Origin of the sequence: Streptomyces sp. CHD11 (genome assembly GCF_018638295.1) — a bacterium.
In the GTDB taxonomy this organism is placed as follows: domain Bacteria; phylum Actinomycetota; class Actinomycetes; order Streptomycetales; family Streptomycetaceae; genus Streptomyces.
On record NZ_JABTTS010000033.1, the window covers coordinates 35,706 to 55,964 of the forward strand.

The window sequence follows — 20,259 nt, forward strand, 5'->3', positions numbered from 1 at the left end:
CCCGGCAGCCGGTGTCACGCCGCCGCCTGAAGCTCCATGCGCGCCCCGAACTCCCGTACCACCGGCTCCTCCCGGTAGGGCTCGAGGCGCTGCTGGAGATCCTCGAGGTACTCGGCGCCCCGGTTCGACCGCAGCCCGCCCAGAAGCCCCGCCGCCTTCAGGCCCGTGGTGCAGGCCTGTTCGATCTCGCGCTGCTGCACCTGCGCGGTGGCCAGCAGCACATAGCCGATCGCCCGGCGCCGGGCCCGCGACTCGGGATGCCCCTCCAGCGACTGGCGGGCACACCGCGCGGCGGCGTCGGCCTGCCCGAGATCCCGGTGACAGTGCGCCAACTCGTCGGCCAGATAGGCCTCGTCGAAGTGGGCGATCCACACCGGGTCGTCGCCGGAGGACGGATCGGCGGCCTCCATGGCACGCACGGCGCGGCCCGCCGCCGCCTGCGCGGAGTGCGTGTCGCCCATCAGCGCGTGCCCGCGCGCCTCCGCCGCGAGGAACATCGACTCCGCGCGGGGCGTCACCCGCCCCCGCGCACCCTCCTGTGCCGCGCGCGCCAACTGCGCGATCTCGCGCGGGTTTCCGAGCTGCGCGGCCAGATGACTCATGGAGGCGGCGAGCACATACCCGCCGTAGCCGCGGTCCCCGGCCGCCTGCGCCAGCCGCAGCGCCTGGATGTAGTAGCGCTGGGCGAGGCCCGGTTGTCCGGTGTCGACGGCCATGTACCCGGCGAGTTCGGTCAGTCGCGCGACCGCCGCGAAGAGGTCCCGGCCCACCGCCTCGCGGTACGAGCCCGCCAGCATCCCCGAGACGACACTGTTGAGGTAGTGCACCACGACCGGGCGCACATGCCCGCTGCCGTACTGGTGGTCCAGGTCGACCAGGGCCTGCGTCATGGACCGCACGGCCCCCACGTCGGACTGACCCACCCGCGGACCGGCGGCCCTCGCCACCTGTCCGTCGGGGGCGGAGATCAGCCAGTCCCGGCTCGGCTCCACCAGCGCGGAGGAGGCCACGGAGGAGCCGGACAGGAAGTCCCGGCGCCCCACGTCACTGCGCCACAGCTCGCAGACCTGCTCGATGGCCCCCAGTACCGTCGGCGAGAACTGGAGACCGACACCCGACGCGAGGTTCTTGCCGTTGGCCATGCCGATCTCGTCGATCGTGACCGTACGGCCCAGCTTGCGGCCCAGAGCCTCCGCGATGACCGCCGGCGCCCGGCCCCTCGGCTGCTGTCCGCGCAGCCAGCGCGCCACCGACGTCTTGTCGTAGCGCAGATCGAGACCGTGCTCCGCGCCGCACATGTTGACCCTGCGGGCCAGCCCGGCGTTGGAACATCCGGCTTCCTGGATGAGCGCCTGCAGCCGTTCGTTCGGCTGCCGCGCGACGAGAGGCCTTGCGGCCATGGCGTACCCCCTGAGGCTGCGGTGCCTGCCCACGCACCGGGTTCGACGTTCTTCCGCGGCCGTACTTCTCACGTCCCGGCGAGAAGCACCGGCCGTGAAGATCAATGCCCCGCCGATGTGACGACAATGCGAGGCATGTGAGGATTGCCGGGGTGACGACGGCTGCCGGCCCCCCCTCGTCGTTACCCATCCCCGCCGGCGGATCCCCCGCGCGCCCCCACGGATGCACCCATGCGCCCCGGCCGGGGAAACGGTGCTCCTCCCCCGCGCATGCGGGCGGGCGTAACTCCCTGCTGACGGCCGTAGTTGTGTTCATCGTGGAAGAGACGATCGCGGGCACCGACGCCGTACAGATCCCGAAGCAGCGCGGGGAATCGCTGCTGGACGCCGCCGTCCGGTACGCGGAGGAGCGGCACTGGGACGTGGTCCCGGGCACCTGGCTGGAGGCCGCGGACGGGGTGCGGGGCTGCTCGTGCGGTGACGCGGCGTGCCCCGTGCCCGGCGCGCATCCGGCCCGCCCGGACTGGGCGGCGCAGGCGACCGGCAGCGCCACCGTCGTCCGGCGGATGTGGCAGCAGCAGCCGACCGCGTCGGTCCTGCTGCCCACCGGGCGGACGTTCGACGCGATCTCCGTTCCGGAGACGTCCGGGTTCCTGGCCCTCGCACGGATGGAGCGCATGGGCCTGACACTGGGGCCGGTCACGCTGACACCGGACCGGCGGACGGAGTTCTTCGTGCTGCCCGGGGCGGCGGCGAAGGTGCCGGGACTGCTGTGCAGGCTGGGGTGGTCGCTGTCCTCGATCGACCTGACGGTGCGCGGTGAGGGGGAATTCGTCGCCGGGCCGCCCACCCGGGTCGGGTGCCGGGGAGCCGTGCAGTGGGCCTGCCGGCCCACATCGGCGAACCGGTGGCTGCCGGACGTGGAGGAGTTGATTCCGTCGTTGGCCTACGCGTGCGGCAGGGACCGGTAGGGACGCGCGCCCGCACGGTCCCACGCCCTCGGGTGCCCTGACCCTGCTGGGGCTGCGTCTCTCCGCGCCGCTGACGGCCCGGCGGCTGCCGGAGATCATCACGGCGGTCAGCAGGGGATGAGACCTGCGGGCAGCGAGGCCCGGGGACCGGCCGGCCCGAGGGCCGCGGCAGCAGGGCCTCGATGCGCGGGCGCCTCAGCCGCCGCCGATGGTGTCCAGGAACGGTTCGATCGCGGCCAGCCAGGTCTCCGGCTGGTCGTAGTGGACGAGGTGGCCCGCGTCGGCGACCTCGGCGTACTGGCCGCGGGGCAGGACGCGGACCATCTCCTGGGCCTCGGCGCGGCCCAGTTCCCCGTCGAGGCCGCGGACCACCAGGGCGGGGCACCGTACCTGGGCCAGTTCCTCCCAGTGGGCGTCGAACACCCAGGTCTCGCGGGAGCGGAGCATCTGTTCCGGGTCGAAGACGGGGCGCCAGCCGTCGGGGGACTCGGCCATCACCTCGGCGTAGAACTCGCCCCGGGTGGGATGGGGGCGCTCCACCCAGGGGTCGTCCTCGCCGAACCACTTGCGTACGTCGGCGAGCGTGGCGAAGGGGAGAGGCCAGGTCTTGAACCACTCGGCCCACTCGCGCTGCGAGGCGGCTCCGAGGGCGGAGGCCCGCATGTCGCAGATGATCAGACCGCGGACCAGGTCGGGACGTTTCGCCGCGAGCTGCCACGCGGTGAGCGCGCCCATCGCGTGGCCGATGAGGACGGTGGGGCCGAGGCCGAGCTGTTCGAGCGCGGCCTCGGCGTCGTCGACGTAGGCGTCACGGGTGAAGGAGCCCTGCGGGGGCTTCTCGCTGCGGCCGTGTCCGCGCTGGTCGAGGGCGACCGCGCGGTAGCGCGCGGAGAGCCGGCGAGCGGTGGACGCCCAGTGCGAGGCACGTCCCATCAGGCCGTGCAGTAAGAGCACGCCGGGACCGCTCGCCGCGCCGGCCTCCGCCTGGTCCGTCCCGTCCTTGGGCGGGTCGCCGAACTCCCAGGCGGCGAGCCGTACGCCGTCCGTCCCGGTCACGTCGATGCGTCGCGCCATGGTCCTGGCACCCCCCAAGCTCGCTGCATACCCCACTGCGTGTGTCCTGGCGCTGTCCGCCGCACTGCCACTGCCACTGCCACCGCCCGCAGACTATCGAAAGCGCATTCGAAAATGTCTTCCCGCCCGGCAAGACCGCTCGTTCGAGTGACCCCAGGCGGGGATTGATCGCCGTGGCCCGGGGGAGATCTTCAGCGGGAGGCGGACCGCTCGGGGAAACCGGTCCGCGGGGAATGACCCTGGGAGCTCGGGGCTCCGGGTCAGCACAGGGGAGGACAGGCCCCGGCGCCATAAGGCGCCGGGGCTCCTCACGTGGTCACGGCACTGGTCACGGCACTGGTCACGGCACACCGTCCCGCCCCTCCCCGGCCGGAGTGACATCGCGGTCGCCCGGCCAAGAGCCCCTCAGGTCATATGCCTCACGCGACAGCCTTGCACGCGATTCCGGCGAGCGCTGCGGTTCCACGCAACGGATTTCCGATTCGGCGCGTTCACACCGCAGGGTGCGTCCCGTCCGCACCGTGAGCGGAGCGCGCCGCTTCGGATCCCGTCGAGGCGGTGGCTCCGGCCACTCCTGTGGCTCCGGGTGCGCCGCTGCTTCTGGTGCCGCTGCTTCCGGCGCTCCGGATGCGGCCCGGCCGGTCGGTCAGGGCTTGGCGACGAACACGTGGGAGGCCACATCCGTCTCCAGCTCGGCCGCCTCACCGCTGCTGCCCACCAGCACCCCGCCGGCCGACTCCGTCACACTCACCACGGAACCGGGCTGCACACCCGCCCGCCGCAGCGTGTACATCAGCTGCGCGTCCGTCTGGATCGGCTCGCCGATCCGCCGCACCACGACCGTCTTGCCCTCGGGGCCCGGGTCGAGATCGGCCAGCGACACCATCCCCTCGTCCAGGAACGGGTCGGCGCCGTCCTTCTCGCCCAGCTCCTCCAGGCCCGGGATCGGGTTGCCGTACGGCGACTCGGTCGGGTGCCTCAGCAGCTCCAGCACGCGGCGCTCGACGGCCTCGCTCATCACGTGCTCCCAGCGGCACGCCTCGGCGTGCACCTGCTCCCACTCCAGGCCGATCACGTCGACCAGCAGACACTCCGCGAGGCGGTGCTTGCGCATCACGCGTGTGGCGAGCCTGCGGCCCTCCTCCGTGAACTCCAGATGCCGGTCGGGAGCGACGGACACCAGACCGTCGCGCTCCATGCGCGCCACCGTCTGGCTGACCGTCGGCCCGCTCTGGTCGAGCCGCTCGGCGATCCGGGCACGCATGGGGACCACACCTTCCTCCTCCAGCTCGAGGATGGTGCGGAGATACATCTCCGTGGTGTCGATCAGTCCGGACATACATGCCCCTTGATGAGATCTGCGGAATTGCTCTGCCGGAGGCTGGACTGCTCACCGGCGCGTGCGCTGGCCCAGGACTCAATTCTGACGCATACGGCCGACAACCGGGCCACGCCGCGGAAACGGAGGGTTCCGGGGCCCGGGAACCGGGCGCGCGGCGCCGTATTGACACGGCACTGGTCCAGACCGCACGGTGATCCGCAACACTCCACCCGTGAAGGGATGCGCATGAGCGACCGCACGCCGGCCGTCCGGTTCCTCGACGCCGCGATCGGCCTGCTGGAGCGGATCCGTGACGGGGAGGCCGAGTCCGTGGCGGCCGCGGGCGCGCTGCTCGCCGACACCGTCGCGGACGGCGGACGGCTCTTCGCCTTCGGCGCCGGACACTCCTCGCTCGCCGCGCAGGACCTCGTCTACCGCGCGGGCGGGCTCGCGCTGATGAACCTGCTCACCGTGCCGGGTGCCGTCGGCGTCGACGTGATGCCGGCCACGCTGGGCTCCGCCCTGGAGCGGGTCGACGGGCTGGCGGGCGTCGTGCTCGAGACCTCGCCCCTGCGCGCGGGCGACGCACTGGTGATCATCTCGCTGTCCGGGCGCAACGCGCTGCCCGTGGAGATGGCCATGAAGGCCCGTGAGCTGGGCGTCAAGGTGATCGGCGTGACCTCGGTGGCGTACGCGGCGCAGACGTCGTCCCGGCACTCCTCGGGGTCGTTCCTGAAGGACCACTGCGATCTCGTACTGGACTCGGGGATCGCGGTCGGCGACGCGGAGCTCACCCATGAGAACGTCCCGGCTCCGTTCGCTCCCGCGTCCACCGTGGTCACGGCCGCCCTGTTGCAGGCCGTCATGGCCACGGCGGCGTCCGAGCTCGCGGACCGGGGCATCGAGCCGCCGCTGCTGCGCTCGGGGAACGTGGACGGCGGCCACGCGTGGAACGCGCGGGTGTTCGACGAGTACGCCGACCGGATCTTCTACCACCGCTGACTTCCGCCCCCGGAACTCCCGCCGGCGGGAGCGGGCGCCGGGGGCGCATCAGAGTTCACGGCCGACAAGACCTCCCAGATCGAGCGCCGTGGCGATACGCACCGCCACATCCTCCGCGTACATGGCGTCGCCGCGCTCGAACGCGTTCCGCCCCGCCCCCCGCAGGAACGTCACGGCACCCAGCGTCCGCCCCCGGCTGCGCAGCACCGTGCACAGCGCGTACACCGCGTCCGCCGGCCACTGCCGCGCCAGCGCCCACGCCCGCGCGTCCTGCGCGGACATCGCCCCCGCCCCGGCCCGCACGGACCCGGCCCGCTCCACACACTGCACCGCCGGATGCCCCTCCCCGTACCGCACCGGCAGCCCCGCCCGCCCGTCGAGCCTGCTCGGCCCCGGCGCGCCGGACGGTGTGGCGGCGATCCGCACCAGCCGCACCAGGTCGGCATCCTCCGCGCACTCGGCCACCCGGTCGATCAGCGCATGGTCGGCGAATCCGGCGAGCGCGAAGTCGAGGTGGACCGTCGCCGCCTCCGCCGGGTCCTCGCACTCCGCGGCCGCGCGCGCCGCGCGGTGCAGCTGCTGCGCGCGGAACCGCAGCAGCGAGCCCTCCTGCTCCCCCTGCCGCGACTCGGTCACGTCCTGGAACAGCCAGCCCACCCCGAGCGGCACCGGCTCCTCGGTGAGCGGTGACGTCAGCCGCACGAACCCGCTGCGCCAGCACCGCCGGCGCTCGCCCTCCGGCGTGCGCACGCTCACCCACAGCTCGGCCGGCGCGGGCGGCGCGCCCTCGGCGAGGACGTGGGTCAGCGCGCTCTCCAGTTCCTCGACGCCCTGCGTCAGCAGCTCGCCGAGCGGCCGGCCCAGTACGGACGTACGCCCCGCGCCCAGCGCCCGCGCGGCGTGCGCGTTCACCACCGCGGGCCGCAGGTCGGCGTCGACCAGGACGACACCCCAGCTGGCGTCCTCCAGCAGCGCCTCGCTCAGCGCGATCGACCGCTCCAGATCGATCTGCGCGTGCACCTCGCTGAACGCGCAGTACACCCCGGCCGGCTTCCCGTCCGGCCCGCGCACGGCCGCGGACTGCGTGCGCACCAGCACCCGGCCGCCGTCCTTCGTCAGCAGCGCGAACTCGTTGACCTGCCGGCCCGGGGCGTCCATGGCCGACAGCAGCCGCGCCTCCACCTCCTCGGCGTCCGCGCTGCGCACGGCCCACCCGGCGAAACCGGCCCGTCCCACCGCCTCGTCCGCGCTCCAGCCGAGGATCCGCTCCGCCTCACGGTTCCAGTGCGTGACCGTCCCGTCCGCGTCGAAGGCGCACAGGGCCGCGTCCATGCCGTCGAGCAGCGCGGCGAGGAGGTCGGATCCGTCCGACCCCTCCCTCGCGGGCTCGGGCTCGTCCGGCCCCAGCTCGTCGGTGGCCCCACTACGCCGGGATGCACTCACCTGGACCCCCTGCAGGCTGCGTCCGCACGTACGGTACGACGGTTCGCTCACTCATCATCATTCAACGTGAACGTGACTCAGCGCACATCGGGTTCTCGACAAGATTGGGAGAATTGTTGTAAGCGCGGGCCGTGCCGCCCGCGGCATCGGCCTCCGCTGCACAGGACGCCTGATGCGGCGGTATCAGCGAGATCAGCTGAACGTCGCGCTCGCACCACCGCGGACGGGGCGTATCCCGGTACGTGCGAGGGGACAGCGCAGCCTCCGCACGCCTGGGGGACGGCTCGACGCCGGTCACCGGAGTTCGCGCCCGCCGCGGCGGGACGACGGGTACGGCCACTCCATCCGGCCGGAGGCCTCACAGAAAATCGATTGATGGGCGATTCTCCGCCTCCTACAGTGGTGGTTACCGAGAGAGGAGGTGGTTCGGAGCATGTATGCGTACCGGACGTCGGAGGTGGCTGCGGGCTAGCGGCCCGTCACCACACCCAGTGCGGTGCCGAGCCGGCACGTGTGCGAAGCGTGCAGCCGGCCCAATCTCAAGCAGTCACCCGACCCGCGAGTCGCCGGTAACGTCCGGCCGGCTCCTCCTCCGGGAGGAACCGGACTCGCGGGTCGTCTGCGTTCTCGCGGGCGGTCAGCGGGCGATGTCCGCGTAGCCCTCGATCTCGCGCGGGTCGCGGGTGCCCGGTCCGACGTAGCGGGCCGAGGGGCGGACCAGGCGGCCGGTGCGCTTCTGCTCCAGGATGTGCGCCGACCAGCCCGCGGTACGGGCGCAGGTGAACATCGACGTGAACATGTGGGCCGGGACCTCGGCGAAGTCCAGCACGATCGCCGCCCAGAACTCGACGTTGGTGGCGAGCACCCGGTCGGGGCGGCGGGCGTGCAGCTCGGCCAGGGCTGCCTTCTCCAGGGCCTCGGCGACCTCGAAGCGCGGGGCGGCCAGTTCGCGGGCGGTGCGCCGCAGGACGCGGGCGCGGGGGTCCTCCGCGCGGTAGACGCGGTGGCCGAAGCCCATCAGGCGCTCACCCTTGTCGAGGGCCTGGCGGACGTACGCCTCGGCGTCCCCGGTGCGCTCGATCTCCTCGATCATGTGCAGCACGCGTGAGGGGGCGCCGCCGTGCAGCGGGCCCGACATGGCGCCCACGGCTCCGGAGAGGGCCGCCGCGACGTCCGCGCCGGTCGAGGCGATGACCCGTGCGGTGAACGTGGAGGCGTTCATGCCGTGCTCGGCGGCCGATGTCCAGTAGGCGTCGACGGCGGCGACGTGCTTGGGGTCGGGCTCGCCGCGCCAGCGGATCATGAAGCGTTCGACGACGGAGTCGGCCTTGTCGATCTCGCGCTGCGGCACCATCGCCAGGCCCTGGCCGCGCGCGGACTGGGCGACGTAGGACAGCGCCATGACGGCGGCGCGGGCGAGGTCGTCGCGGGCCTGCCGGGCATCGATGTCGAGGAGCGGTTCGAGGCCCCAGACGGGGGCCAGCATGGCGAGCGCGGACTGCACGTCGACGCGTATGTCACCGGAGTGCACGGGGATCGGGAACGGCTCCGCGGGGGGCAGTCCGGGGTTGAACGCCCCGTCGACGAGCAGCCCCCAGACGTTGCCGAAGGAGACGTGCCCGACCAGATCCTCGATGTCGACACCCCGGTAGCGGAGGGCGCCGCCCTCCTTGTCCGGTTCGGCGATCTCCGTCTCGAACGCGACGACTCCTTCGAGCCCGGGTACGAAGTCGGACATCTGGCGGCTCCTTGTGAGGTGGGTGACAGACGGTGTGTGGGGTGGGACGACCATGTGTCGGGTCAGGGCGGCTCGATCGGGGACGTCCGGTGGCTCCGCGGTCACGCTGTGTCGGCTCGCGGTCCGGGACGTATCCCTGTGATGCCCGGCTGGTGGTCACCCAACCGGATCGGTGCCAGCACGATATCCCCGAGTGCCATCTTTGGGGAGAGTCCGCGGCACTCAGTGCCACGACGTGAGGGAGGACACCTCTCCCGGCGGCGGCACGCATGGGGCAGGATGACGGCGTGACCGACCCTGACGCCGTTCCCTTCGATCCGGCCGCGATGCGCAAGCAGTACCGGACCGAGGGGCTCTCCGAGTCCGATCTGGCCGCCACGCCGGTGGAGCAGTTCGCGCGCTGGTTCAAGCAGGCCGCGACGGACGGCGGGCTGTTCGAGCCGAACGCCGTGATCGTCTCGACGGCGGACGCCCAGGGGCGGCCCACCTCGCGCACGGTGCTGCTGAAGCACTTCGACGACGAGGGGTTCGTCTTCTACACGAACTACGACTCCCGCAAGGGCCGTGACCTGGCGGAGAACCCCCGTGTGTCGCTGCTGTTCCCGTGGCACCCGATGGCCCGGCAGGTCATCGTCCACGGTACGGCGCGGCGCACCGGCCGTGACGAGACGGCCGCCTACTTCCGCACCCGCCCGCACGGCTCCCAGCTGGGCGCGTGGGCCAGCGGTCAGTCCTCGGTGATCGCCGGCCGGGCGGAGCTGGACGCGGCGTACGCCGGGCTGGCCGCCCGGTACCCGGAGGGCGAGCAGGTCCCGGTACCGCCGAACTGGGGTGGTTTCCGGGTGACCCCGGAGGCGGTGGAGTTCTGGCAGGGCCGGGAGAACCGGCTGCACGACCGGCTGCGCTACGTCGCGGAGCCGGACGGGGGCTGGCGGGTGGAGCGGCTCAGCCCCTGACCATCGGAGTGCCTGGGCCCCTGGCCCGGTGGAGCGGCTGAGCCCCTGACCCGTCGCCTCAGCCGGTGGTCCGGGGCGCCGCGGGGGCGGTCCGGCCCAGTGCCCCGTCCAGCAGCGCCGCCCACTGCGCCACCACGCGTTCCCTGCGGGCCGTGTCGTCGGTGAGAAGGGTGGCGAGGCCGAGGCCGCGGGCCATGTCGAGGAGGCCCTGGACGGTTTCGCGGACGCCGGGGCGGGACTCGTCGGCGCCGAGGAGCTCGACGGCGGTGCGGTGGGATTCGCGGCCGACACGCAGTTCGAGTTCGGTCACGCGCGGGCGGAGCTGTTCCTGGTCGGAGGCGGCGACCCAGAGGTGGAGCGCGGCGCGGAAGACGGGGCCGGTGTAGAGGTCGACCAGTGCCGCGATCACCGCGCGGCGGTCGCTCGCGGCGGCGCCCTCGGGGAAGAGGGCGCGCAGCGCGGCGGAGCGTTCTTCGGCGACGTACTCGACGGCGGCGGTGAACAGGTCCTCGCGGGTCGGGAAGTGGTGCTGGGCGGCTCCCCGGGAGACGCCCGCGCGTTCGGCGACGACGGAGACGGTGGAGCCCGACCAGCCGTGTTCGGCGAGGCAGGCCACGGCGGCTTCCAGGAGCCGCTGCCGGGTGGCGCGGCTGCGGTCCTGCTTGGGGACCCGTTCCGCACGGTCGGTCGTGCTCACACCGTCCATTCCGGTTCCCGTCGTTCGAGGAAGGCCGTCATCCCCTCGCGCGCGGGGGCGGAGGCGAAGAGGCGTGCCGAGAGCGCGGTCAGGCCGGCCGCGTCCCGGTCGAAGGTCTCCAGCACCCTAGCCGTGAGCAGCCGTTTCGTCGCGGCCAGGGCTTCGGGGGCGGACTTGCGCAGGCCGTCGAGGATCGGGGCGAGGATGGCGTCGACGTCCTCACCGGCCGCGGTGAGCAGGCCGATGCGGGCTGCTTCGGCGGTGTCGAGGCGCTCGCCGGTGAGGTAGTAGCGGGCCAGTGCGCGGGGGTCGGTGCGGGGCAGCAGCGGCAGTGAGATGACGGCCGGGGCGACTCCGACGCGGACCTCGGTGAAGGCGAAGGTCGCCGTGTGGGCGGCGGCGGAGATGTCGCAGGCGGCGAGGAGGCCCAGCCCGCCGGCGCGGACGTGTCCGGTGACCCGGGCGACGACGGGTCTGGGCAGCTCGACGATCTGCCGCAGCAGGGCCACCAGTGCCTCGGGGGCGGGCGGGTCGCGCAGGTCGGCGCCGGCGCTGAAGGTGTTGCCGGTGTGGGTGAGGAGCACCGCGCGGACGCCGGTGTCCTGGCCGGCGTCGGTGAGCGCGGTGGCGAGTTCGCCGACGAGGGCGGCGGACAGGGCGTTGCGGCGCTCCGGGGCGTCGAGGGAGAGCGTTTCGACGCCCCGGGTGCGGGTGCGGCCGATCAGGGTCACGTGGGCTCCTTGTGCGCCGTGCGGAGTTCCCGGCGCAGGATCTTTCCGGAGGCGGCGCGCGGTACGCCGTCGATGAAGGTGACGTGCCGGACCCGTTTGTACGGGGCGACCTGCTCGGCGACGTACATCATGACCTCGCCCTCGGTGAGTTCCGGCGCGGACGGCTGGCGGACGACGAAGGCGTGCGGGACCTCGTTGCCGTCCTCGTTGTAGACGCCGATGACGGCCGCGTCGGCGATGCCCGGGTGGGTGAGGAGCAGCGCCTCGAGTTCGGCGGGGGCGACCTGGAAGCCCTTGTACTTGATGAGTTCCTTGACGCGGTCGACGACGAACAGCCAGCCTCCCTCGTCGGTGTGCCCGACGTCCCCGGTGTGCAGCCAGCCGTCCTCGTCGATCAGTGCGGCGGTGGCGTCGGGGCGGCCGAGGTAGCCCTTCATGATCTGGGGTCCCCGGATGAGGATCTCGCCGGACTCGCCGGGTGCGAGGTCCTTGCCGGGGTCGTCGAGGGAGACGATGCGCATCTCGGTTCCGGCGATCAGCTTGCCGACGGTGCCGGGCGGTGCCTCGTTCATGGCGTCGAGGGGGACGACGTGGGTGCCCGGCGACAGTTCCGTCATGCCGTACGCCTGTCCGACGGGGGGCAGGCCGAGCCGCTGTGAGCAGGCGGCGGCGAGGCTCGCGTCCAGGGGTGCGGCGGCGCTGATGACGTGCCGCAGGGAGGACAGGTCGTACTGGGCGACCAGGGGGTGCTTGGCGAGGGCGAGCACGATGGGCGGGGCCACGTACAGACCGGTGATGCGGTGGTTCTGGATGGCCGCGAGGAACGTCTCCAGGTCGAAGCGCGGGAGGACGACGACGGTGGCGCCCTGTCGCAGGGGGGCGTTCATCAGGGCGGTCAGGCCGTAGATGTGGAAGAACGGCAGGACGGCGAGGATGCGGTCGCCGGGGCCTGCCGTGATCGCGGGCTGGAGCTGGGCGAGGTTGGTGGCGATCTGCCGGTGGGTGAGCATCACGCCCTTGGGGACGCCGGTGGTGCCGGAGGAGTACGGCAGTGCGGCCACGTCCTCGGCCGGGTCGATGTCGACGGCCGGTTCGGGGGCGGTGGAGGCCAGCATGTCGATCAGGGACCGGTGTCCGGGCGCGCTGTCGCAGACGAAGATCTCCCGCACGCCGCCCGCGATCTCGGCGGCCCCGCGCGCGGTCTCCAGGAGCGGGGAGACGGTGACGATCCAGCGGGCGGCGGCGTCCTTCAGCTGCTTGCCGAACTCCTCGGCGGTCGCCAGGGGGTGCACGGTGGTGACGGAGGCGCCCGCGCGGGTGGCCGCGTAGAACGCGGTGGGGAAGGCGATGGTGTTGGGGCTGTGCAGGGCGAGCACGTCGCCCTTGCGCACACCCGCCTCGGCGAGGCCGGCGGCGACCCGCCGGTGGAAGCGGTCGAGTTGTTCGTAGGTGAGGGTGGTGCCGTCGGTGCCGTCGATCAGTGCCGGGGTGTCCCCGAACTCGGCGGCCCGGGCGAGCACCGCCTCGTGGATGGGGAGTTCGACCGGGGTGACGTCTGCGTACTCGCTGCGGAACATGGTTCCTCCAAGACGGCCGGACGGCCGGGCGGGCCTAGTACGACCTGGGCAGGCCCAGGGTCTGGTGGGAGACGTAGTTGAGAATCATCTCCCGGCTCACCGGGGCAATACGAGACACGCGCGCGGCGGTTATCAGCGAGGCGAGTCCGTACTCGCGGGTGAGGCCGTTTCCGCCGAGGGTGTGCACGGCCTGGTCGACGGCTTTCACACAGGCTTCGGCGGCCGCGTACTTGGCCATGTTGGCGGCCTCCCCCGCGCCGATGTCGTCGCCGGTGTCGTAGAGATGGGCGGCCTTCTGCATCATCAGGCGGGCGAGTTCGATCTCGATGTGCGCCTGGGCGAGGGGGTGGGCGATCGCCTGGTGGGCGCCGATGGGGGAGTTCCAGACGGTGCGCTCGCGCGCGTACTCGACGGCGCGGGCGAGCGCGTAGCGGCCCATGCCGATCGCGAAGGCGGCGGTCATGACGCGTTCGGGGTTGAGGCCGGCGAAGAGCTGGAGCAGTCCGGCGTCCTCGTCGCCGACGAGCGCGTCGGCGGGCAGCCGTACGTCATCGAGGACGAGCTCGAACTGCTTCTCCACGGAGTTGAGTTCCATGTCGATGGGGCGCCGCTGGAAGCCCTCGGCGTCGCGCGGGACGATGAACAGGCAGGGCTTGAGTTTCCCCGTGCGGGCGTCCTCAGTGCGGCCCACGATGAGGGTGGCGTCGGCGATGTCGACCCCGGAGACGAACACCTTGCGGCCGGTGAGGAGCCAGTCGGTGCCGTCCCGGCGTGCCGTCGTGGTGATGCGGTGGCTGTTGGATCCGGCGTCGGGTTCGGTGATCCCGAAGGCCATCAGGCGGCTGCCGTCGGCCAGGGAGGGCAGCCACTCCCGCCGCTGGGTCTCCGTGCCGAAGCGGGAGATGACGGTGCCGCAGATCGCCGGGGAGACGATCATCATCAGCAGCGGGTTGCCGGCGGCGCCCATCTCCTCGGAGACGAGGGACAGTTCGGTGATGCCGCCACCGCCACCGCCGTACGCCTCCGGCAGGTTGACGCCGATGTAGCCGAGCTTGGCGGCTTCCTGCCAGAACGGGCGGTTGTCGGTGCCGGGGGTACGGGGGTGGTTCTTCGCGAACGCGGCGACCGCTTCGCGGAGGGCCTTGTGCTCTTCTGATTCGATCACCGGCATGAGCGCTCCTAAGGGGGAGGTGCTGCGGGTCGTCGGGAGGGTGCGGGTGGTCCTGGGCCGGTCGCGCCCACGCGGCGGTAGCCGCACAGCGGGCACAGCCCCGCGCCCCTAGGGGGTCGCTTCCACGACCGCCAGAAGGGTGCCGACCTCCACCTGCCGGCCGGGGGTCGCGTGCAGGGCGCTGACGACTCCCGTGGCCGGGGCGGTGATCTTGTGCTGCATCTTCATGGCCTCCAGCCAGAGGAGGGGCTGCCCGGCCTCCACCGCGGCTCCCTCGGTCACTCCGTCGGCGACGCGGACGACGGTGCCCGGCATGGGGGCCAGGAGGGAGCCGGGGGCGTGCTGGGTGGTGGGGTCGGGGAAGCGGGGCAGGGCGGTGAGCGCGGCGGCGTTGACGTACACGCGGTCGCCGTAGCGGCTGACCTCGAACCTGCGCCGTACACCGCCGGCCTCCAGGATCACCAGACGCGCGTCGGCGTGCACGACCCGCACCCCTTCGGCGGCCAGGCCGTCGCGCGTGTGCCGGTAGCGGACCTCGTGTTCCTCGCCCGCCATGGCGTACCGCTTGACCTGCGGCTGGGAGGCGAGGTTGCGCCAGCCGCCGAAGCGGGAGCGGCCGTGGGCGTCGGCGAGGGCGGCGGCGAGCGGGGCGTGCGGGTCGGGGGCCGGGGTGGTCAGTCCGGGGAGGTGGCGGTCGTAGAAGCCGGTGTCCATCCGGGCTGCCGCGAACTCCTCGTGCCGCAGGGAGCGGACGAGGAGGTCCCGGTTGGTGACGGGGCCGTGGATCACCGCGCGCTCCAGGGCGGCGGCCAGTTTGCGGACCGCCTCCGCGCGGGTGGGCGCGTGGGCGACGACCTTGGCGAGCATGGGGTCGTAGTGGACGCCGATGTCGTCGCCGTCGGTGCAGCCGGTGTCCAGGCGCACGCCGTCGGGGACGGCGAGGCGGTGCAGCCGGCCGGTCTGCGGTGCCCAGTCGTGGGCGGGGTCCTCGGCGTAGAGGCGGGCCTCCACGGCGTGCCCGTGCAGGGCCGGGGGTTCGCCGTCCAGGGCGTGCCCCTCGGCGACGCGGATCTGCTCGGCGACGAGGTCGACGCCGAAGACGGCCTCCGTCACCGGGTGTTCCACCTGGAGGCGGGTGTTCATCTCCAGGAAGTGCGCGCGTCCGCCGGCGACGAGGAACTCCACGGTGCCGGCCCCGACGTAGGAGACGGCGCGCGCGGCGCGTACGGCGAGGGAGTGGAGTTCCCCGGTGAGCCGGGCGGAGAGCCCGGGGGCCGGGGCCTCCTCGATGACCTTCTGGTGCCGTCGCTGGAGGGAGCAGTCGCGGGTGCCGAGCGCCCACACCGTGCCGTGGGTGTCGGCGAGGACCTGCACCTCGACGTGCCGCCCGCCCGCGTCACCGCCGAGGTACCGCTCGGTGAACACCTCCCCGTCGCCGAAGGCGCTCGCGGCCTCCGCGCGGGCGGCGGACAGCTCGGCGTCCAGGTCCGCGAGGCGCCGTACGACGCGCATGCCGCGTCCGCCGCCGCCCGCCGCCGCCTTCACCAGCACCGGCAGATCGGCCTCGGTGACCTCGCGCAGGGGCTTGATGCCCATCAGCTCCTTGGCGCGCGTCTTGGACGCCATCGCCTCGATCGCCTCCGGGGGCGGCCCGACCCACACCAGTCCGGCGCCCTGGACGGCCCGCGCGAAACCGGCGTTCTCGGAGAGGAAGCCGTAGCCGGGGTGCACGGCGTCCGCGCCGGCCGCGAGGGCGGCCTTCACGATCAGGTCGCCGCGCAGGTAGGTGTCGGCGGGCGACGACCCGGGCAGGCGGACGGCGGTGTCCGCGACGCGCGTGTGGAGCGCGTCAGCGTCGGCGTCCGAGTGCACGGCGACCGTGCGGATTCCCAGCTCACGGCAGGTGCGGACGACACGGCAGGCGATCTCGCCGCGGTTCGCCACCAGTACGGAGGTGATCGTGGTCATGGTGGGCCTCACATCCGGAAGACGCCGAAGCCACCGCGCGCGCCCTCGTAGGGGGCGGTGTGGATGGCCGACAGGCACAGGCCGAGGACGGTGCGGGTGTCGCGCGGGTCGATGACGCCGTCGTCGTACAGCCGCCCGGACAGGAACATGGGCAGCGACTCGGACTCGATCTGCTGCTCCACCATGGCGCGCAGCGCCGCGTCCGCCTCGTCGTCGTACGGCCGTCCCTTCGCCGCCGCCGACTGCCGCGCGACGATGGACAGGACGCCGGCGAGCTGCTGCGGGCCCATGACGGCGGACTTGGCACTGGGCCAGGCGAACAGGAAGCGCGGGTCGTAGGCGCGGCCGCACATGCCGTAGTGCCCGGCGCCGTAGGAGGCGCCCATGAGGACGGACAGGTGGGGCACGCGGGAGTTGCTGACCGCGTTGATCATCATCGCGCCGTGCTTGATGATGCCGCCCTGCTCGTACTCCCTGCCGACCATGTAGCCGGTGGTGTTGTGCAGGAAGAGGAGCGGGATGTCGCGCTGGTTGGCGAGCTGGATGAACTGGGCGGCCTTCTGGGACTCCTCGCTGAAGAGGACCCCCCGGGCATTGGCGAGGATGCCGACGGGATAGCCGTGGAGGGTGGCCCAGCCGGTGGTGAGGCTGGTGCCGTAGAGGGGTTTGAACTCGTCGAAGTCGGAGGAGTCGACGATCCGGGCGATGACCTCGCGCGGGTCGAAGGGGGTCTTCAGGTCGCCCGGGACGATGCCCAGGAGTTCGTCCTCGTCGTACGCGGGCGGGGCGGCTGGTGCCGGGGCGGCGTACGCCTTGCGGTGGTTGAGCCGGGCCACCACCCGGCGGGCCTGGCGGAGCGCGTCCGGTTCGTCGACGGCGAAGTGGTCGGCGAGGCCCGACACGCGCGCGTGCATCCCGGCGCCGCCCAGGGACTCGTCGTCACTCTCCTCCCCGGTCGCCATCTTCACCAGCGGCGGGCCGCCGAGGAACACCTTGGCCCGCTCTTTGACCATGATCACGTGGTCGGACATGCCGGGGACGTACGCGCCGCCGGCGGTGGAGTTGCCGAAGACGACGGCGACGGTGGGGATGCCGGCCGCGGAGAGCCGGGTGAGGTCCCGGAAGACGGCGCCCCCGGGGATGAAGATCTCCTTCTGGGAGGGCAGGTCGGCGCCGCCGGACTCGACGAGGCTGATCACCGGGAGCCGGTTGGTGAGCGCGATCTCGTTGGCGCGCAGGGCCTTCTTCAGGCTCCACGGGTTGCTGGCGCCGCCGCGCACGGTCGGGTCGTTCGCGGTGATCAGGCACTCCACGCCCTCGACGACGCCGATGCCGGTGACGAGGGAGGCGCCGACGGTGTAGTCGCTCCCCCAGGCGGCCAGCGGGGACAGTTCCAGGAAGGGCGTGTCGGGGTCGAGGAGCAGCTCGATGCGCTCACGGGCGAGCAGCTTGCCGCGCGTGCGGTGCCGCTCGACGTACTTCTCACCGCCGCCGGCGACGGCCTTGGCGTGCTCGGCGTCGAGTTCGGCGAGCTTGGCGAGCATGGCGTCGCGGTGCTCGCGGTACTCCGGGTCGGCCGGGTTCAGGGCGGATCCGAGGACCGTCACAGCAGGACCTCCGGGATGTCGAGGTGCCGGGAGCGCAGCCATTCGCCGAGCGCCTTGGCCTGCGGGTCGAAGCGGGCCTGCGCGGCGACGCCCTCGCCGAGGATGCCCTCGACGACGAAGTTCAGCGCGCGCAGGTGGGGCAGTACGTGCCGGGTGACGGGCAGACCGGCGGCCTCGGGGACCAGCGCGCGGAACCGCTCGGCGGTCAGCTCGTGCGCGAGCCACCGCCAGGCGTCGTCGTCGCGCACCCAGACGCCGACGTTGGCGTTCCCGCCCTTGTCGCCGCTGCGGGCGCCGGCGAGGAGGCCGAGGGGTGCCCTGGTCACGGGTCCCGCGGGCAGCGGTTCGGGGAGCGCGGGTTCCGGTACGGCGTCGAGTACGGCGGTCCCGCCCGGCGCGTCGACGGCGATACGGCGGCCGTCGTGGAGGACGGCCACATGGTCGACGTCACCATGGGGCACGTACACCTCCTCGAAGACCCCGTACGGGGAGCCCTTCCCCGGTGGTGCCATCACATGGAATCCGGGGTAGCTCGCCAGCGCCAGTTCGACGGCGGCCCCGCTCAGCACCCGGCCGACCGCCTCCTGCCGGGGGTCGCGTACGACGAGCCGCAGCAGCGCGCTCGCCGTCTCCTCGGTGGAGGCGTCGGCCCGGTCGGTGCGCGCCAGTTCCCAGCGCACCTCGGCGGGCGGCGACGTGGCGAGCGCGTCGCCCATCTGCTCCTTCACCAGATCCGCCTTGGCCTCGATGTCGAGACCGGTGAGCACGAACACGACCTCGTTGCGGAATCCGCCGAGCCGGTTGCGCCCGACCTTGAGCGTGGGCGGCGGTGCCTCACCCCTGACCCCCTCGACGCGCACCCGGTCGGGGCCGTCCTGCCGCAGCCGTACGGTGTCCAGCCGCGCGGTGACATCGGGCCCGGCGTACCGGGCGCCGCCCGTCTCGTAGAGCAGCTGCGCGGTGACGGTCCCCACGTCGACGAAGCCGCCGGTGCCGGGGTACTTGGTGATGACGCCGCTGCCGTCGGCGTGGATCTCGGCGAGCGGGAATCCGGGCCGCCGGAGGTCACGGGGGTCGCGCTCGCCGAAGAAGGCGTAGTTCCCGCCGGTGGCCTGCGTCCCGCACTCCAGTAGGTGCCCGGCGACGACGGCCCCCGCGAGCCGGTCGTACTCGGTCGGCCCCCAGCCGAAGTGGGCGGCGGCCGGCCCGGTGACCAGGGCCGCGTCGGTGACCCGCCCGGTGACCACGATGTCGGCGCCCGCGCGGAGACACTCGGCGATCCCGGAGCCGCCGAGGTAGGCGTGGGCGGCGAGGCTGCCGGGGTACCGCGCGGTGAGGTCGTCGCCCTCCACATGGGCGACCCGTACGGGGATGCCGAGCCGGCCGGCGAGAGCCCGTACGGCGTCCGCGAGCCCCGCCGGGTTGAGCCCGCCCGCGTTGGTGACGATCCCGACGCCCCGCTCGTGCGCGAGGCCCAGGGTGTCCTCCAGCTGCCGCAGGAAGGTGCGGGCGTATCCGGCGGAGGTGTCCTTCAGCCGGTCGCGGGCGAGGATGAGCATGGTCAGTTCGGCGAGGTAGTCGCCGGTGAGGACGTCGACCTCGCCGCCGGTGAGCATCTCGCGCAGGGCGCCGGAGCGGTCGCCGTAGAAGCCGGAGAAGTTCCCGATGCGCAGGGGCGTCGCCGTCACGGCGCGGTGCCCTCCTTCGGCTCCCGTCCGCCGCCGGGCGGCCCGGCGAAGGCCTGGGCGATGTCCAGCCAGCGGTCGGCGTCGGGACCGTCGGCGGTGAGGGCGAGGTCCGCGCGGTGGGCGCGCTGGGTGACGAGGAGACAGAAGTCGAGCGCGGGCCCGGTGACCCGCTGGGGCGCGTCCTCGGGTCCGTACGCCCACACGTCACCGCCCGGCCCGGCGAGCTCCACGCGGAAGGGCTCGGCGGGCGGGGTGAGCCCGTGCGCCCCGTACGCGAAGTCCCGGGTGCGCGCCCCGAGCCACGCCACATGCCTCAGCCGGTCACTGGGTGGCCGCGTCACACCGAGCGTGTCGGCGATGTCGAGTCCATGGGCCCAGGTCTCCATGAGGCGGGCGGTGGCCATGGAGGCGGCCGACATGGGCGGCCCGTACCAGGGGAACCGCGCCCCGGCCGGCGCCTCCCGCAGCGCCTTCTCCAGCGCCGCGCGCCCTTCCCGCCAGCGGGCGAGCAGCTCGGCTGGCGCGGCCCCGGCGTACTCCTCGGCGCCCTGGTCGACGAAGGACCGCGGCGCCTCGAGGGCCCCTTCGACCAGCGCCCGGAACCCGTCCGCGTCGGTGACGGCGAGCAGCGAGGAGTGGTCGGTCCAGGCGAGGTGGGCGATCTGGTGCGCGACGGTCCAGCCGGGGGCGGGCGTCGGCAGCGTCCATTGCCCGGAAGAGAGCTCGGCCACGAGCCGGTCGACCGCCTCGCTCTCCTCACGCAGGTCGTCGATCACGGGCGTCGGATCGGACATGAGGCGCTCCCCTCGGGGCACGGGCACGGCGGTGTGCGGCGCGATTGCGTGGAGCATGGCAGCGGGACCAGAAACAAGCAAGCATGCTTGCATGGATTTCTGGACGCACCGTTCCGGCGCA

At 73.1% G+C, this 20,259-nt stretch carries 16 protein-coding genes; 3 read left to right on the top strand and 13 right to left on the bottom strand.

What is annotated here, in order from left to right:
- Positions 1 to 14: 14 nt before the first annotated feature.
- The gene (locus tag HTV45_RS28440) at positions 15 to 1,400 is read right to left on the bottom strand and encodes a transcriptional regulator (protein WP_215208755.1); all 1,386 of its coding nucleotides are present in this window, start codon (positions 1,398 to 1,400) and stop codon (positions 15 to 17) included.
- A gap of 308 nt (positions 1,401 to 1,708) precedes the next feature.
- Here HTV45_RS28440 and HTV45_RS28445 point away from each other — a divergent pair, with 308 nt between their 5' ends.
- Positions 1,709 to 2,371 (top strand): bifunctional DNA primase/polymerase, encoded by a 663-nt coding sequence (locus HTV45_RS28445; protein WP_215208756.1) that lies wholly within the window; start codon positions 1,709 to 1,711, stop codon positions 2,369 to 2,371.
- A gap of 195 nt (positions 2,372 to 2,566) precedes the next feature.
- On the opposite strand, the gene HTV45_RS28450 is transcribed toward HTV45_RS28445, so the two are convergent.
- Both HTV45_RS28450 and HTV45_RS28455 read right to left on the bottom strand, forming a co-directional pair.
- Positions 2,567 to 3,445 (bottom strand): alpha/beta fold hydrolase, encoded by an 879-nt coding sequence (locus HTV45_RS28450; protein WP_215208757.1) that lies wholly within the window; start codon positions 3,443 to 3,445, stop codon positions 2,567 to 2,569.
- Between the two features lie 646 nt (positions 3,446 to 4,091).
- Positions 4,092 to 4,784: a metal-dependent transcriptional regulator gene (locus tag HTV45_RS28455; protein WP_215208758.1), complete on the bottom strand. Its 693-nt coding sequence runs from the start codon at positions 4,782 to 4,784 to the stop codon at positions 4,092 to 4,094.
- Positions 4,785 to 5,012: 228 nt separating this feature from the next.
- Here HTV45_RS28455 and HTV45_RS28460 point away from each other — a divergent pair, with 228 nt between their 5' ends.
- The gene (locus HTV45_RS28460; RefSeq protein WP_215208759.1) at positions 5,013 to 5,768 is read left to right on the top strand and encodes an SIS domain-containing protein; all 756 of its coding nucleotides are present in this window, start codon (positions 5,013 to 5,015) and stop codon (positions 5,766 to 5,768) included.
- 48 nt (positions 5,769 to 5,816) lie between these two features.
- On the opposite strand, the gene HTV45_RS28465 is transcribed toward HTV45_RS28460, so the two are convergent.
- Together HTV45_RS28465 and HTV45_RS28470 are read right to left on the bottom strand one after the other, a co-directional pair.
- On the bottom strand, positions 5,817 to 7,211 hold the full coding sequence (locus HTV45_RS28465; protein WP_308309775.1) for a PAS domain-containing protein: 1,395 nt from the start codon (positions 7,209 to 7,211) through the stop codon (positions 5,817 to 5,819).
- Between the two features lie 637 nt (positions 7,212 to 7,848).
- Positions 7,849 to 8,949, bottom strand: coding sequence for a citrate synthase 2 (locus HTV45_RS28470; RefSeq protein WP_215208761.1), 1,101 nt, complete (start codon positions 8,947 to 8,949; stop codon positions 7,849 to 7,851).
- A 269-nt stretch (positions 8,950 to 9,218) separates the two neighbouring features.
- On the opposite strand from HTV45_RS28470, the gene pdxH reads away from it, so the two are divergent.
- Positions 9,219 to 9,905, top strand: a complete 687-nt coding sequence (gene pdxH / locus HTV45_RS28475; RefSeq protein ID WP_215208762.1) for a pyridoxamine 5'-phosphate oxidase — start codon at positions 9,219 to 9,221, stop codon at positions 9,903 to 9,905.
- A gap of 58 nt (positions 9,906 to 9,963) precedes the next feature.
- Here pdxH and HTV45_RS28480 read toward each other — a convergent pair whose 3' ends face one another.
- From HTV45_RS28480 to HTV45_RS28515, 8 genes are all read right to left on the bottom strand, one after another.
- A complete protein-coding gene (locus tag HTV45_RS28480) occupies positions 9,964 to 10,611 on the bottom strand; it encodes a TetR/AcrR family transcriptional regulator (RefSeq protein WP_215208763.1) in 648 nt (215 codons plus the stop codon).
- Positions 10,599 to 11,333, bottom strand: a complete 735-nt coding sequence (locus HTV45_RS28485; RefSeq protein WP_215208764.1) for an enoyl-CoA hydratase family protein — start codon at positions 11,331 to 11,333, stop codon at positions 10,599 to 10,601. The genes HTV45_RS28480 and HTV45_RS28485 overlap by 13 nt, the downstream gene beginning before the upstream one ends.
- Positions 11,330 to 12,910 carry a 4-coumarate--CoA ligase family protein gene (locus HTV45_RS28490; protein WP_215208765.1) on the bottom strand — a complete coding sequence of 527 codons (1,581 nt, stop codon included), beginning with the start codon at positions 12,908 to 12,910 and terminating at the stop codon, positions 11,330 to 11,332. The genes HTV45_RS28485 and HTV45_RS28490 overlap by 4 nt, the downstream gene beginning before the upstream one ends.
- Before the next feature lie 34 nt (positions 12,911 to 12,944).
- Positions 12,945 to 14,081, bottom strand: coding sequence for an acyl-CoA dehydrogenase family protein (locus HTV45_RS28495; protein WP_215208766.1), 1,137 nt, complete (start codon positions 14,079 to 14,081; stop codon positions 12,945 to 12,947).
- Between the two features lie 108 nt (positions 14,082 to 14,189).
- Positions 14,190 to 16,049 (bottom strand): biotin carboxylase N-terminal domain-containing protein, encoded by a 1,860-nt coding sequence (locus HTV45_RS28500; protein WP_215208767.1) that lies wholly within the window; start codon positions 16,047 to 16,049, stop codon positions 14,190 to 14,192.
- An 8-nt stretch (positions 16,050 to 16,057) separates the two neighbouring features.
- Entirely contained in the window at positions 16,058 to 17,656 is a 1,599-nt protein-coding gene (locus tag HTV45_RS28505; RefSeq protein WP_215208768.1) for an acyl-CoA carboxylase subunit beta, read from the bottom strand.
- Positions 17,653 to 19,344, bottom strand: a complete 1,692-nt coding sequence (locus tag HTV45_RS28510; protein WP_215208769.1) for an acyclic terpene utilization AtuA family protein — start codon at positions 19,342 to 19,344, stop codon at positions 17,653 to 17,655. The genes HTV45_RS28505 and HTV45_RS28510 overlap by 4 nt, the downstream gene beginning before the upstream one ends.
- Positions 19,341 to 20,138 carry a TIGR03084 family metal-binding protein gene (locus HTV45_RS28515; RefSeq protein ID WP_215208770.1) on the bottom strand — a complete coding sequence of 266 codons (798 nt, stop codon included), beginning with the start codon at positions 20,136 to 20,138 and terminating at the stop codon, positions 19,341 to 19,343. The genes HTV45_RS28510 and HTV45_RS28515 overlap by 4 nt, the downstream gene beginning before the upstream one ends.
- Between the last annotated feature and the right edge of the window lie 121 nt (positions 20,139 to 20,259).